Raw genomic sequence first — 14546 nt, 5'->3', positions numbered from 1 at the left:
TCTTTTCCACAGAATGTTTAAAAAATAGCAAATTTTTGGGGAATTGTGGTGAAAAGTGGGGAGATATGGTAGACTAAAACCAATAAAGGTTAAGGTTAGGCACAGAGGGTGATAAAAGATGTTAATGGGCGAATTCCAACATAATATCGACGCCAAAGGGCGAATCATCATTCCGGCAAAATTACGTGAGGACTTAGGTGCTAAGTTCGTGATTACACGTGGGTTGGATGGGTGTGTTTTTGGCTATCCTTTAGAAAATTGGGAGAAAATTCAAGAGAAATTGAAACAATTACCGTTAGCTAAGAAAGAAGCACGTGCTTTCACACGATTTTTCTATTCTGCAGCGGCTGAAGCTGAAATTGATAAACAGGGTCGTATCAATATCCCATCAACCCTAGTAGACTACGCCAATCTTGAAAAAGAATGTTTGGTCTTAGGCGTTTCGGACCGTATTGAAATTTGGTCGAAAACAAAATGGGAAAGTGTTTCTTCTGAAATTGAAGAAAGCTTTGAAGAAATTGCGGAAGACATGTTAGATTTTGGCCTTTAATTAAAAACTTAAATTAGAAAAACAAATGTAATAAATTTTGAAGAGATAAAGAATTATAGAAGAAGAGGATGGCAGAAGAATGGCAAATGAATTCCATCATATCTCAGTGTTATTAAACGAATCAGTAGACGGATTGGCAATCAAACCTAATGGTATTTATGTTGATTGTACTTTGGGTGGTGCTGGACATAGTTCTAAAATTGCAGCAGCCCTATCTGACGAAGGTCGTTTAATCGCCTTTGATCAGGATTTAGTGGCTATTGGCAATGCCGAAAAAGTATTGGCAGCGGAAATTGAAAATGGCAAGGTTACCCTTGTCCACAATAATTTCAGACATATCCAGTCAGAACTTGAAAAAATGGGTATTACTGGCGTAGACGGTATCTTGTATGACCTTGGCGTGAGCTCACCTCAATTAGATGAGATTGAACGCGGATTTTCATACCACCAAGATGCACCATTAGACATGCGTATGGACCAAACCCAAGTATTAACAGCAGAAACCATTATTAATGAGTGGGATTTCAATGATCTTGTACGTATTTTTTACCGCTACGGAGAAGAAAAATTCTCTAAACAAATTGCCCGTAAAATCGAGCAAAGAAGAGCGGACCACCGTATTACGCGTACAGAGGAATTGGTGGACATTATTAAGGAAGCGATTCCGGCACCAGCACGTCGTAAGGGTGGACATCCGGCCAAACGGGTTTTCCAAGCAGTACGTATTGCAGTCAACGATGAATTAGGTGCGATTGAAGATTCCCTAGAGCAAGCACTGAATTTATTGAATGTTGGCGGACGGGTATCGACGATTTCTTTCCAATCATTAGAAGACCGCATTGTGAAACAAATGTTCAAGGACGCTTCAACAGGCGAGGAATTACCGGCGAATTTACCGGTAATTAATGCAGATATTGAAGCCCCATTTAAATTGGTCAATAGAAAACCAATTTACGCCAGTGAAGAAGAATTGGCGCATAACTCACGCGCACAAAGTGCCAAGTTGCGTATAATCGAACGCATTAAATAGACATTTAAACAACTTTAGACCAACAAGCAAAAGGAAGCCAACCAATAGAAGGGAGCAGTATTTATGGCAATATTTCTACTACAAGACCAAGTAAATATTAAAATGAACGCCATGCCGGCCGAAAGAGCCATTCCAAATATTCCGGCTTACCCAGAAGAAAGTCAACAGGCACAACCAAAGCGGAATATGACTGCTCTTCCGGCGAGTATACCGGCCAGTAAAAGTAGATCAAAAGTAAAATTCTCACTGATGCAGAAAATGTTGATGACAGTAACCTTTCTAGTTATGATTTCGGGACTATTAGGGGTGACCATTATGCGTGCTAACGTGAATGCAGCGTCACAGCAGTTACAAGAAGTACAACAGAACGCAGAAGATTTAGGTGTTCAAAAAGAGAATCTAACCCAAGAAATCCACGAATTATCTAACTACTCACGAGTGGTAGACATCGCTGAAGAACAAGGGTTGAATATGAATGAAGAAAATATAAGGAATGTGGAATAATGAAAGACAGTAAAAAACTCAAAAAGAATCGCAAAAAAACAATAAGAGCGATGATGGGCTTGGCAGGTTTTTTACTACTCATATTTGGCATTCGTTTAACACAAATAATGGTTATTGGGACTGTGAATGGTCAAGATTTATCAGCGCAAGCCCAAAACCTCTATGATAGAAGTAGCATATTGTCAGCACAACGTGGAACCATCTATGATGTAGGTGGAAATCCATTGGCAATGGATGCTACTTCTTATTCATTGTACGCTGTTTTAACGGATGAATGGTCTGAACCAGAGGACCCGCAATATGTAGTGGATAAGGAAAATACTGCTCAAGTCTTGTCGCAATATATCAACCTGACGGCTGATGAAATCTTAGAACGACTAAACACTCAAGATGCTTCTCAAGTAGAGTTTGGTACAGCAGGGCAAGACCTGACGTACGCTGAGATGAAGGCCATTGACGACCAAAACTTACCAGGTATTATGTTTAATGAAATGCCAACTAGAATGTATCCAAACGGCGTCTTTGCCTCTCATTTAGTTGGGTATGCCGAGTATATGGAAGCTGGTACTGCTATCGATAGTCGTTTAACTGGGCAAATGGGCTTGGAACTGTCTATGGATGAAACCCTAAAAGGTACCAATGGCCGTAAATCTTACAAATCTAGTTCGACCAATGTTGAGTTAAGTGGGACGGGTCAAGTGGAGGAAGAACCTACCGATGGGTCTGACGTATACTTAACCTTAGATTCACGATTACAAACTTATTTAGAAACCTTGATGACAGAGGTTTATGAAAAATATCAACCAACGTCAATGACAGCTATGCTAGTTGAGCCAGAAACTGGAGAAATTGTTGCAGCATCACAAAGACCAACCTTCAACCTAGAAACAAAAGAAGGTATCGACGATATGTGGCAAAACTTATTAGTTGAAAAAGCTTATGAACCAGGATCTACGATTAAAGTATTAACGGTAGCAGCAGCCATTGAAGAAGGGGTATTTGACCCAGATTCATTCTACGATTCAAGTCCCGTAACTATGGGTGATTCAAAGATTGCCGATTATAACGGGATTGGTTGGGGTGTGATTACCGAATTAGAGGCGTTATCACAATCATCAAATACCCTGATGATCCATTTAGTAAAAGAGATGGGTTATGACGTTTGGGAATCTTATATCCGTGAGTTCGGTCTACTACAAGAAACGGGTTCAGGATTTGCCAACGAAGCAAGCGGGTCAATGAACTATGATTATGAAGCAGATAAAGTAACGACTGGTTTTGGACAAGGGATTTATGTAACACCTTACCAAATGATGCAAGCCTTCACGGCAATTGCTAACGATGGGAATATGATGAAATTACAATTAGTTAATCGTTATGAAGAAGATGGCAGCATGCAAGTTGTGGAACCAGAAGTAGTCTCTTCACCAATTTCAAAAGAAACTGCCAATAAGACCCTTGAATACTTACAATCTGTTGTTTATGCAGATACAGGTACCGGGGCCGCTTATGACTTAGACGGCTATACAGTATCTGCTAAGACAGGTACTGCTGAGGTCTTCAACCTTGAAACCAATACCTATGAAGCAGGTTTAACCAAATACTTATACTCTGTAGTTGGTTTTGTCCCAAGTGAAGATCCGCAATATGTCCTTTATATCACAACGGAACAACCGAAGAACTTGGAAACAACCGCAAGCGATATGATGACAGAAATTTATACACCACTATTAACCAGGGCCCTAGAATATAATGCCTTAAGTGATAGTGAGTCAGTTGTGACGGCAACCGTCCCTGATGTGTCAGAATTAACTGTCAGTGAGGCACAACAAACCTTATCAGATGCGAGCTTTGTCAATGTAGAAGTGATTGGTGATGGGGAAAATATCGTCAGCCAAACGCCTGTAGTGAACGAGGAAGTGTCTGTTACACAACCAATCTTCTTGATGTCTGACGATGAAAATCCAACCATACCAGATTTTACCGGATTGAACGCGTCAACTAGTCAAGCTCTAGCCTCATTACTTGGTATTGAAGTTGAACTTGAGGGTGAAGGCGTCGTCGTCGGTCAGTCGATCACAGTAGGCGAACAAGTCAATAGCAACAAGACGATTGTGTTACAATTAGCTGAGTCGTAAACACTTAAGAACAAGGAAAATAAATCTACATTAACCTATAAACAAAAGGGAAGAGAAAGGGAAAATTATGGTATTACTATTTATCACGACACTAGTGTTAACACTAGTTGGTATGCCGTTTTTCATTCAATTTATGCGTGAAAAACAATTCGGACAAGTTACAAGAGATGAGGGACCAGCTTGGCATAAAGCCAAATCTGGTACCCCAGCAATGGGTGGGGTGGTTTTCCTATCCGCAGCCCTAGTCAGCTTATTGATCTGGTCTATCCTTACTGGGCAATGGCACGGTGAAGTTTGGTTGTTAGCTGGGACAATGATTTTCTTCGGTGGTATCGGATTTGCCGATGACTTCTTAAAGATTTTCAAGAAACAAAATGAAGGGTTAACTTCACTACAAAAATTGATTTTACAAATTGTGGGTTCAGCCCTAATCGTATTATTAATGCGTGTGATTACCTTCCATGTGTCGATTCCATTTCCATTTACAACAGGCATTACAAATGTCTTGTTCGTATTCGTATTCTTATTACTATGGATTACAGGATTTTCAAATGCCTTCAATCTAACGGATGGACTTGACGGCCTATCATCAGGTCTTGGTGTCATCTCATTCTCAACTTATGCACTGATTGCCTTTAGAATGGGTGAACGCGGCATTGGGGCCTTCTGTATCGCTATCGTTGCCGGCTTATTAGGCTTCCTATTCTTTAACCGCAAACCAGCCCGTATCTTCATGGGAGATGCCGGGTCACTAGCTCTAGGTGCTTTATTAGCTGTTATTTCAGTAATGTTAGGCAACCCTTGGTCATTACTATTGATTGGATTCGTATACGTAGTTGAAACAGCTTCCGTTATCATCCAAGTCACTTCATTCAAATTGACTGGTAAACGTGTCTTCAAAATGTCACCAATCCACCATCACTTTGAAATGATTGGTTGGAGCGAGTGGAAGGTAGATATTATCTTTTGGGCAGTTGGTTTAGTCACAGCCCTAATCGGCTTATTATTCTTTTAACTTAAATTTTTACTAAAGGGGAAATCATTATGGAAGCATCACAATGGCGCGAATCAGTTCGCAATAAAAAAATATTAGTACTCGGACTTGCAAAGACTGGTGTTTCAGTCGTGCAACATCTACAAGCATTGGGGGCAATTGTTACTGTCAATGACTTCAAACCCCTTGAAGAAAATAAAGATGCCCAAGCGCTAATCGATGAAAATAACGCCCGTGTTGTTGCTGGCGGTCATCCCGTATCACTATTGGACGAAGACTTCGCCTTTATGGTTAAAAACCCAGGTATTCCTTATAGCAACCCAATGGTCGTTCATGCGCAAGAAATTGGCCTACCCATCTATACTGACATCGAACTTGCAGATAAGATAACCGATGCCACAATCATTGGTATCACTGGTTCTAACGGTAAAACAACAACTACTAGCCTAGTTGGCGAAATGTTAGGGAAAGCAGATTCACTGGCAGGTGAAAGTTACATTGGGGGGAACATTGGGATTCCGTCATTAGATATCGCTTCTAAAGCTGAAGCAGATGACCGGTTGATTTTAGAATTATCTTCCTTCCAATTAATGGGGACAGATGCATTCAAACCCCATATCGCAGCCATTACCAATATTTACGCAGCCCATTTAGATTACCATGGTTCAATGGACGGCTATATTTCTGCAAAATGGCAAATCACTGCCAACCAAACGGCAGATGACTTCTTGATTTTAAATGCTGACCAATTGGACGTATTTGGTGACCGGACTACAAAAGCCACAATTGTTCCGTTTTCAGCGACATCTATTCAACCTGATGGTGCGTGGTTTGACCAAGATAGCCAAAACTTTATGTGGCATGATGAAATTGTTTTCAATAGAAAAGACTTCTTCCTACCTGGACACCACAACTTAGAAAACATGCTCGTGGCAGTCGCTATTGGTAAATTACTGGGAATTTCAAACGAAGAAATCAGAAACGGTGTATCTGCCTTCCACGGCGTGAAACACCGCCTACAGTTTGTTGCTGAAATCGACGGTCGTCGTTTCTACAATGATTCAAAAGCGACAAATAACGATGCCTCCATTACAGCCCTTGATTCATTCAGTCAAAAACAGGACAATGTCATTTGGTTAGCGGGTGGTTTAGACCGCGGGAATGAAGTGATTGAATTAGCAGGTCATATGGACCGGGTGAAAGGTATGGTTGTATTCGGACAAGCAGCAAATAAATTTGCTGACCTAGGACAAAGTCAAGGTCTAACAGCGATTGATAAAGTAGAATGGATTGAAGAAGCTGTTAAAGCAGCCTATGATATGTCAGCACCTGGTGATACCATTCTATTGTCACCAGCTTCAGCTTCGTGGGATCAATATCCAAACTTTGAAGTCCGTGGTGACCGTTATATCAAAGCGATTGAAGACTTAGACAAATAAATTAATTAGCGAGAAAAAGGAGTTTATTATGCGAATTTTACTTTCCGGTGGTGGGACTGGGGGCCATATCTACCCAGCCTTGGCCCTAAGAAAACAAATTTTAGCGCAATATCCGGATGCAGAATTTCTGTATGTGGGGACTGAAGGCGGATTGGAATCAAAAATCGTGCCTAATGAAGGTGTCGATTTCAAAACTATCCAAATTCAAGGGATCAAACGTTCATTCTCTTTAGACAATGCTAGAACTGTATACTATATGTTTGATAGTATACGCAAGGCAAAACAAATCGTCCGTGATTTCAATCCGGATGTAGCAATTGGTACAGGTGGTTATGTCTGTGCGCCGGTTTTATATGCAGCTGCACGTACAGGTGTACCAAGTATTATCCATGAACAAAATTCCGTTGCAGGGATGACCAATAAGTTTTTAGCGCCTTTTGTAGCAAAGATTGCTATTTGCTTTGAGGATGTCGCGAAAGATTTTAAACGATACGCAAATAAGGTAGTTTTCACGGGTAATCCACGTGCCCAGGAAGTAGCGTCTATTTCAGACAAGGCAGATTTAACTGCTTATGGTTTAGAAAACGGCAAACCGACAGTATTAATTTTCGGTGGTAGTAGAGGCGCTTTACGTATCAACGAAACTGTTAAAGAAGCTATACCTGCCTTTATTGAAAAAGATTATCAAGTGTTAATCGCTTCAGGGGATACTTACTACGAAGAATTTAAAGAAGCATTCGCTGACTTTAATAACTGGGACAATGTACAAATTGTGTCATATATCGATAACATGCCCGCCTTGTTCAACACCATTGACCTAGTCGTGTGTCGTTCAGGCGCAACGACTATGACTGAATTAACCGCTTTAGGGACACCATCTATTTTGATTCCAAGCCCTAATGTGACAGCCAACCATCAGGAAATGAATGCCCGCTCACTAGTGAAGCACGATGGGGCCCGCATGATTTTAGAAAATGAGCTTAATGTAAATGGTTTATTAGATGAGATTGACGGCTTGATGGCTGATAAAAATGAACGTAACCGGATTGCGACGAACGCCTTGAACCAAGGGGTGCCAGATGCGGGGGACCGTTTAATCAAGATCATTGAAAGCCTTGTGAAATAGGAAGTCCTTTTTCCAAATAAAATAGATAGAAAGGGGGCGTGATGATGGATTGGGAAGAAGAACGTATTCGCCAAGAGCGACGCGAGAGAAGACGGCGTGTGCATGAAAAATTAGCTAAAAACGGTCAGACAAATGTCGACAGAAGGCAAGAGAAAGATGCTGACAAATCGAACCAAGATGAAGCACAAAATGGTGTAGATAGCAGTCGTCAATACGAAGATCAGGACCAAGCTAAGCTTGTAGATAAGCAAGTAGCAGGCAAGAAAAAACCTGTGAAGAAAAAAGGTAAAACAAAACAAAAAGCTAAGTGGCGATTCCCTAAATTCAATATCAAGGGCAAAGACAAAGCCAATAGGCAGAAACAAAATCCAGGCCAAGCAGGCAAGCAAAAGCAAATGGTGTCAAGTAATCATGCAATGCCTCCAGCTAAGAAGGGTCAAAAAAGTGAACCGACGAACTGGAAGAAAATGGCCCTATTATTGCTGCCATTTGTAATTGCATTATTTGTGGCTGGTTACTATGCTTCACCCTTTAATCATGTGTCTTCAATCAATGTTGAAGGTGTGGAGGATACAGAAAGTGTGAATTTGTATCCTCTAAAAGAAGGGATGTCAGTGACGGACTTGAAAAATTCTAAGGGTGAGGTAGAACAAGCTATTGTAAACCAAAACCCTTCGGTCAAGTCAGCAACTGTGAATGTGTCGGATTGGAATAAGGTAGCTGTGAACGTGTCGGCCTACCGCCAATTGGGCTATATCCAGATTGCGGACTTTTTCTACCCCTTACTAGAAAATAATGAAATCATCGATACACCACTGCCATCACTTGAAAAAGAGTTACCCTTATTTGAAGGTTATGATATTGCCAATGAAGATCAAAGAGCCAAGCTAACAGAAACGGTTAAGGCGTTATCAAGTCTGTCAGATGATATCGTTCAAAAGATTTCCTGGGTGACTTATACAGGTGATAAAAGTAACACTGACCGGATTGCTTTACAAATGGATGACGGGAATGTGGTGAGGGGCTTTATCAGCTCAATTGGTGACCGGATGAGTTATTATAATGGTATTGCCAGTCAATTGGACGGGCAAATGGGACTGATTGATATGGAAGTAGCCATTTACTTTACTGAATTAAACGATGGGAATAACCCTTATGCTTCGGAAGAAGATAAAAAGGCTTATGATGAATCGGTGGCTGCAGAATCAAGTGCAGCGAGTGAAAGTGAAGCTAGTGAACTAGATGCTTCATCAACAGATTCAGGGAGTGAGACGACAGATAGTTCAACTACTGAATCAACTAGCGGGTCAAATGCTTCATCAGCATCATCTAGTGAAGGTAGTCAGGTCGAAAGTACTGATGCACAAGCAGCATCTTCTAGTGTAGAAACGGATGCAGCAAGTGGCAATTCAGTTGTTGAATCAGTGAGTGAATAAAGTGGCGAAATCATGTGAAGGCAATTAAAAACATTTGCGTGTAGGAAAACGTCATCACTATTGACAGACCGTGACTATGTCAACAATTTCTATGAGAAAGTAGAGGTAATTCCGTTGGTAATTGGTACCGTCTATGTTAAAATAGTAACGATACGATTAAATATTAAATTTTCTAGGAGGTTTCAATAAACATGGTTCAGCCAGAAATTTTTGCAAGTTTAGATATTGGAACCACTTCAATAAAAGTAGTAGTTGCAGAATATGTTAACCAACAAATTAATGTTATTGGAGTAGGTCATGAGCGCTCACAAGGACTCAGTAGAGGTGTGATTGTAGATATTGACAAGACTGTTGAGTCTATCAAGCGCGCGATTAAAAAAGCCGAACAAAAAGCTAATTATACGATTAACGATGTCATTGTAGCTGTCCCAAGTAATCAGGTGAACATCGAACCTTGTTACGGTATGATCGCTGTGTCAAATGACAACAGAGAGATTACAGATAAGGACGTCAAAAATGTTTTAGCGGCAGCAAAAGTTCGTTCAGTACCAGCTGAAAGAGAAATTATTTCAGTGATGCCGGAGGAATTCATTGTTGATGGCTTTGACAACATTAAAGACCCACGTGGCATGATTGGTGTAAGACTAGAGTTATACGCTAGCTTAGTCACTGGTCCAAAAACACTCGTTCATAATATTCGTCGTTGCGTGGCAATGGCAGGTTTGAATATTCGTGACCTAGTTGTTCAATCTTATGCAAATGCATACGCTGCGATGAGTAAGAGTGAACGTGAATTTGGGACAATCTTAATTGACATGGGTGGCGGACAAACAAGTGTGTCTGTATTCCACGATGATCAATTGAAATTTGCAACGGTTGACCATGAAGGTGGGGAACTTGTTACAAAAGATATCTCGACTATATTGAATACCTCAATTGAAAATGCTGAACAAATCAAATTAGAATATGGCTATGCCCTACCTAAAGATACGAGCGATTCAGAATTCTTCCCAGTTGAAACAATTGGTAAGGTGAATCCAGAACGTGTGAGTGAACATTACTTAGCTGAAATTATTGAAGCTCGGGAACGTCAAATATTCGAAACATTGAAAAAACCTCTAGATAAAATCGAAGCCTTTGCTTTACCAGGTGGTACTATTGTGACCGGTGGGGCAGCATCATTACCTGGTGTTTTAGATTTAGCTGAAGAAGTGTTTGGCCATGAAGTGCGTTACTACATTCCAGAATACGTCGGCTTGCGTAACCCAATCTTTACCACAGCGGTTGGTTTAATCCAATATGTGGCGCAATTAGATGACATTCATCACTTAGCACAAGATAATGGGCAACAAGTACAGGTCGCACCAACTACTCGGACTAGTCAACCAACTGCTGCGCCAAAAGAGCCAGTTGCTAGCACAAAGCAAACAGAATCAGTTGACAATTACAAACAAGTAAAAGATGATAGTGCTAACGATAAACCTAGCGTATCGCCTTCTAATAATGAACAAACCTATTATGAAGAAAGACCAGCTAGCCAATATGATGAATTAAATGACGAAACTGAAGCGGGCGAAGAAGAAAGCCCAGTTGATAAAATTAAAAATTTCTTCAAAGACTTTTTTGTTTAATTTAATTACCAGGAGGATATAAAATGGATATGGAATTCGAATACGAAAACATGGATATGAATAACGCATCAATCAAAGTAGTTGGTGTTGGTGGTGGTGGTAACAACGCTGTTAACCGTATGATCGAGGAGAACGTACGTGGCGTTGAATTTATTGTTGCAAATACTGATACACAAGCTTTGAAAAACTCAAAAGCTGATATTAAAATCCAACTTGGACCTAAATCTACTCGTGGTTTAGGTGCCGGTGCTCAACCAGAAGTTGGGGCTAAAGCTGCTGAAGAATCAGAAGATCAAATCCGCGAAGCATTACAAGGTGCTGACTTAATCTTCATCACTGCCGGAATGGGTGGTGGTACTGGTACAGGTGCCGCACCAATCGTAGCCCGTATCGCTAAAGAAGAAATCGGCGCGCTAACTGTAGGTGTTGTGACTCGTCCATTCACTTTTGAAGGACCAAAACGTGGTCGCTCAGCTGCTCAAGGTATCGCAGAAATGAAACAACATGTGGATACTTTAGTAACTATCTCAAACAACCGTTTATTAGAAATCGTTGACAAGAAAACACCTATGCGTGAAGCATTTGGTGAAGCTGACAACGTATTACGCCAAGGTGTTCAAGGTATCTCTGACTTGATTACTGCACCTGGTTACGTAAACTTAGACTTTGCTGACGTTCGTACAGTAATGGCTGACCAAGGTACTGCTTTAATGGGTATCGGTGCTTCTACTGGTGAAAACCGTACAGCTGAAGCAACTAAGAAAGCTATCTCATCTCCATTATTAGAAGTTTCTATTGATGGTGCTGAGCAAATCCTATTAAACATCAAGGGTGGCGACGATTTAACGCTATTCGAGGCACAAGATGCAGCGGATATCGTAGCAGCAGCTTCTTCTTCAGAAGTAAACATCATCTTTGGTACTACAATTGCTGAAGACTTAGAAGACGAAGTTATCGTAACAGTTATCGCAACTGGTATTGATACTGAAAAACGTCGCGATGAAAAACGTGCTAAACGTTCTGGCGGCCACTCTGCTTTCCAACAAAGTTCAGGTCGCGATTTCGCTAACCAACCAGACAACTTTAAAGAAAAACAAGTGACTGAACGTCGCCAAGAAGAAAACCGCGACATCTTCAACGACTTCGATAGCAGCCGTTATGAAGATTCAAACCGTTCACGCAGAACTTTTGATGACGCACCATCTGCACCTGTAGAAAATGATTACTCATCACACAACTCAGATGACGATGAATTAGATACACCACCATTCTTCAGAAAGCGTCGTCGTTAATATGACAATTCGCAATAACGTGCAGTCTATTGAAGGCATTATTGCAAATGCACAACAATCATCAGCGTTATCATCAAATGATGTGACGCTGATTTGCGTTTCTAAGTACCATTCAATAGATGAAGCAAACACAGTATATGATGCAGGCGTGAGACATTTTGCAGAAAATCGTCCAGAAGGCTTCCAGGAAAAATCTGCTGCTATGGCAGACGATATTGTATGGCATTTAATTGGCACCTTGCAAACCCGTAAGGTCAAAGATATCATTAATGAGATCGATTATTTCCATGCCCTTGACCGGTTAAAACTGGCCAAGGAAATTGACAAGCGGGCGGACAAGGTTATCAAATGCTTCCTACAGGTCAATGTTTCTGGCGAGGAATCTAAGCATGGGATTGCACCAGCTGAGCTTGATGCCTTTATCGAAGCAGTGGCGGAATTTCCTAAAGTAGAGATTGTGGGCTTGATGACAATGGCACCAATTGACGCGACGGATGAAGAGATTCACAATTATTTTGCCAACTTGCGTCAATTAAGAGATCAAGTGCAAGCTTTGGGTAAAGACTATGCACCGTGCCAACACTTGAGCATGGGGATGTCAGGTGATTATCCAATTGCAGTCGCTGAAGGCGCTGATTTTGTCAGAGTAGGTTCAGCTATATTTAACACAGAAACCGAGTAAACGGAGGAATCCAATATGGGTTTTAAAGACTATTTTGCAAATTTCTTTGACAATGATGATGATTTTGAAGACGACTACTATGAGCAAGAGACGGTAGATACTAGTGATTCAAAGTCATTTGAAGAGCCAGTTGCTGAAAATCCAGCTAAAGCTGCTCAAACTAGTCAAGCACAATTTACATTTGAACAACCAACTAAGGAGCAAAACAAAACGATGGCAAACGATGCAACGCGAAATAATGTAGTGAATTTAAGTGAGTCTCGTAAAAATGTGGCTACTGTAGAAATTTTTAAACCACGCATTTTTGCTGAGGCTGAGCGAATCAGTCAATCATTATTGGGCGATAAATCAGTGGTCTTAAACCTGTCACAAATGTCAGATGAAGATGCACGTCGATTTATCGATTATATGACAGGCGTTGTATATGCCGTGAATGGGGACTTACAACGTGTAGCAACTGACGTATTTATTGCCGTTCCAGAAACTGTACAAATTGAAGGTTTGTATGAAGAATATACAAATACACATGGCAAAGCATCTCGCGACCGTGGCAATATTTGGGATCGAGAGGGTGAAAGTCGTGAATAGTTTAGTGAACATTCTTCAAGATTTAATCTATGTCTATACACTAGTGCTAGTAGTATATGCTTTATTATCTTGGTTCCCAGGAGCTAGAGATTCTAAATTTGGTCAAATCATTGACCGACTAGCATACCCATATTTATCATTCTTTGATAGTATCCTACCTAGTTTAGGAGGCATTTCATTTTCAGTGATTGTGGGCGTTCTTGTCCTACAATTAGCTTCTAACGGCTTAAATATTTTACGCTAACCATAACAATAACTTTTAAATCAAACGGGTGGGTCTAGGTATCTACCCGATTTTTTTGTATAATAGAACCAAGCAACTGATAGAAAGGGATGGACAACTCTTGGCAAACTATGAAGTTTTACAGCACTTTCAACCAGACGAACATGCCTTTGTTGAAAAAGTGACGGACTGGATGAATCTGGTCTTAGACCAATATGCACCGGTAGTGACCCCGTTTTTGAATCCAAGAGAAGTGGCCATTGTATCAATGATCATTGGCCAAGACGATGAAATTCATTATGAATTTTTCGGTGGCTATCCTAATGCGGAGAATCAACGGTGTGTACTAGCGCCGACTTATTACGAAATTCAACCGGCTGATTTTGAAATTACCCCATTTGATATTCACTATGCCAGCAAGTTTAATACTATTGAGCACCGGCAAATACTAGGAACTATTCTAGGTCAAGGGGTTGAACGTAACCGTATCGGAGATATTATCCAGGCTGGGGAGAAATGGCAATTCTTCGTCGACGAGAAAATCGCCGATTTTCTTAGCTTTGAAATGGATAAGATAGGTGGTTCGAAAGTCAAGCTGGTGAAAATTAATCATTTTGACCAAATTATTCAACCAAAATCTGACTGGCAACCCATGGAAATCACACTTTCTTCATTAAGATTTGATACTATGATTTCAGATGGATTTAGAATTCCAAGAGCGAAGGCCAAGTTACTGATTGAGGGTGGCGCTGCTAAACTCAATTGGGCGCAAGTGCAAGACGCGAAAAGGCTATTAAATCCAGGGGACATTGCTTCAATACGAGGCTATGGCAGATTGAAATATGTGGCTACCCAAATGGAAACCAAAAAGGGTAAAATTAGAGTAGCGATTGAGATCATCAAAAACAAATAG

At 40.7% G+C, this 14546-nt stretch carries 14 protein-coding genes; all 14 read left to right on the top strand.

All coding sequences use genetic code 11. The annotated features are described in order from the left end of the window. The first annotated feature begins 118 nt into the window (after positions 1–118). The 14 genes from mraZ (at position 119) to A6J77_RS01365 (ending at position 14546) form a co-directional block, all read left to right on the top strand. Positions 119–550, top strand: a complete 432-nt coding sequence (gene mraZ / locus A6J77_RS01430) for a division/cell wall cluster transcriptional repressor MraZ (RefSeq protein WP_016897668.1) — start codon at positions 119–121, stop codon at positions 548–550. Positions 551–629: 79 nt separating this feature from the next. After that, positions 630–1580, top strand: a complete 951-nt coding sequence (gene rsmH / locus A6J77_RS01425; protein WP_083067740.1) for a 16S rRNA (cytosine(1402)-N(4))-methyltransferase RsmH — start codon at positions 630–632, stop codon at positions 1578–1580. 63 nt (positions 1581–1643) lie between these two features. After that, a complete protein-coding gene (gene ftsL, locus A6J77_RS01420; RefSeq protein ID WP_083067739.1) occupies positions 1644–2084 on the top strand; it encodes a cell division protein FtsL in 441 nt (146 codons plus the stop codon). Beyond that, positions 2084–4222, top strand: a complete 2139-nt coding sequence (locus tag A6J77_RS01415) for a penicillin-binding protein (protein ID WP_083067738.1) — start codon at positions 2084–2086, stop codon at positions 4220–4222. The genes ftsL and A6J77_RS01415 overlap by 1 nt, the downstream gene beginning before the upstream one ends. Positions 4223–4289: 67 nt before the next feature. Beyond that, positions 4290–5237: a phospho-N-acetylmuramoyl-pentapeptide-transferase gene (mraY, locus tag A6J77_RS01410; RefSeq protein WP_083067737.1), complete on the top strand. Its 948-nt coding sequence runs from the start codon at positions 4290–4292 to the stop codon at positions 5235–5237. Between the two features lie 29 nt (positions 5238–5266). Then, the gene (gene murD / locus A6J77_RS01405; RefSeq protein WP_083067736.1) at positions 5267–6655 is read left to right on the top strand and encodes a UDP-N-acetylmuramoyl-L-alanine--D-glutamate ligase; all 1389 of its coding nucleotides are present in this window, start codon (positions 5267–5269) and stop codon (positions 6653–6655) included. 28 nt (positions 6656–6683) lie between these two features. Beyond that, on the top strand, positions 6684–7781 hold the full coding sequence (gene murG, locus A6J77_RS01400) for an undecaprenyldiphospho-muramoylpentapeptide beta-N-acetylglucosaminyltransferase (RefSeq protein WP_083067735.1): 1098 nt from the start codon (positions 6684–6686) through the stop codon (positions 7779–7781). Between the two features lie 44 nt (positions 7782–7825). Beyond that, the gene (locus tag A6J77_RS01395; RefSeq protein ID WP_083067734.1) at positions 7826–9217 is read left to right on the top strand and encodes a cell division protein FtsQ/DivIB; all 1392 of its coding nucleotides are present in this window, start codon (positions 7826–7828) and stop codon (positions 9215–9217) included. Positions 9218–9408: 191 nt separating this feature from the next. Continuing rightward, positions 9409–10848, top strand: a complete 1440-nt coding sequence (ftsA, locus tag A6J77_RS01390) for a cell division protein FtsA (protein WP_083067733.1) — start codon at positions 9409–9411, stop codon at positions 10846–10848. A gap of 23 nt (positions 10849–10871) precedes the next feature. Further along, positions 10872–12140 carry a cell division protein FtsZ gene (ftsZ, locus tag A6J77_RS01385; RefSeq protein ID WP_016897659.1) on the top strand — a complete coding sequence of 423 codons (1269 nt, stop codon included), beginning with the start codon at positions 10872–10874 and terminating at the stop codon, positions 12138–12140. 1 nt (position 12141) lies between these two features. Next, positions 12142–12822: a YggS family pyridoxal phosphate-dependent enzyme gene (locus A6J77_RS01380; protein ID WP_048726590.1), complete on the top strand. Its 681-nt coding sequence runs from the start codon at positions 12142–12144 to the stop codon at positions 12820–12822. Positions 12823–12837: 15 nt separating this feature from the next. Continuing rightward, the gene (locus A6J77_RS01375; protein WP_048726587.1) at positions 12838–13410 is read left to right on the top strand and encodes a cell division protein SepF; all 573 of its coding nucleotides are present in this window, start codon (positions 12838–12840) and stop codon (positions 13408–13410) included. After that, positions 13403–13654 (top strand): YggT family protein, encoded by a 252-nt coding sequence (locus tag A6J77_RS01370; protein ID WP_016897656.1) that lies wholly within the window; start codon positions 13403–13405, stop codon positions 13652–13654. Before A6J77_RS01375 ends, A6J77_RS01370 begins: the two co-directional genes overlap by 8 nt. A gap of 100 nt (positions 13655–13754) precedes the next feature. Then, positions 13755–14546, top strand: coding sequence for an RNA-binding protein (locus tag A6J77_RS01365; protein ID WP_048726584.1), 792 nt, complete (start codon positions 13755–13757; stop codon positions 14544–14546).

This window comes from Aerococcus viridans (assembly GCF_002083135.2).
GTDB classification, from domain to species: domain Bacteria; phylum Bacillota; class Bacilli; order Lactobacillales; family Aerococcaceae; genus Aerococcus; species Aerococcus viridans_C.
This window is presented reverse-complemented; position numbering and strand designations above follow the sequence as displayed.

Coding starts and splice junctions, on each gene's coding strand:
- mraZ (WP_016897668.1), top strand. CDS start 119: ATGTTAATGGGCGAATTCCAACATAATATCGACGCCAAAGGGCGAATC.
- rsmH (WP_083067740.1), top strand. CDS start 630: ATGGCAAATGAATTCCATCATATCTCAGTGTTATTAAACGAATCAGTA.
- ftsL (WP_083067739.1), top strand. CDS start 1,644: ATGGCAATATTTCTACTACAAGACCAAGTAAATATTAAAATGAACGCC.
- A6J77_RS01415 (WP_083067738.1), top strand. CDS start 2,084: ATGAAAGACAGTAAAAAACTCAAAAAGAATCGCAAAAAAACAATAAGA.
- mraY (WP_083067737.1), top strand. CDS start 4,290: ATGGTATTACTATTTATCACGACACTAGTGTTAACACTAGTTGGTATG.
- murD (WP_083067736.1), top strand. CDS start 5,267: ATGGAAGCATCACAATGGCGCGAATCAGTTCGCAATAAAAAAATATTA.
- murG (WP_083067735.1), top strand. CDS start 6,684: ATGCGAATTTTACTTTCCGGTGGTGGGACTGGGGGCCATATCTACCCA.
- A6J77_RS01395 (WP_083067734.1), top strand. CDS start 7,826: ATGGATTGGGAAGAAGAACGTATTCGCCAAGAGCGACGCGAGAGAAGA.
- ftsA (WP_083067733.1), top strand. CDS start 9,409: ATGGTTCAGCCAGAAATTTTTGCAAGTTTAGATATTGGAACCACTTCA.
- ftsZ (WP_016897659.1), top strand. CDS start 10,872: ATGGATATGGAATTCGAATACGAAAACATGGATATGAATAACGCATCA.
- A6J77_RS01380 (WP_048726590.1), top strand. CDS start 12,142: ATGACAATTCGCAATAACGTGCAGTCTATTGAAGGCATTATTGCAAAT.
- A6J77_RS01375 (WP_048726587.1), top strand. CDS start 12,838: ATGGGTTTTAAAGACTATTTTGCAAATTTCTTTGACAATGATGATGAT.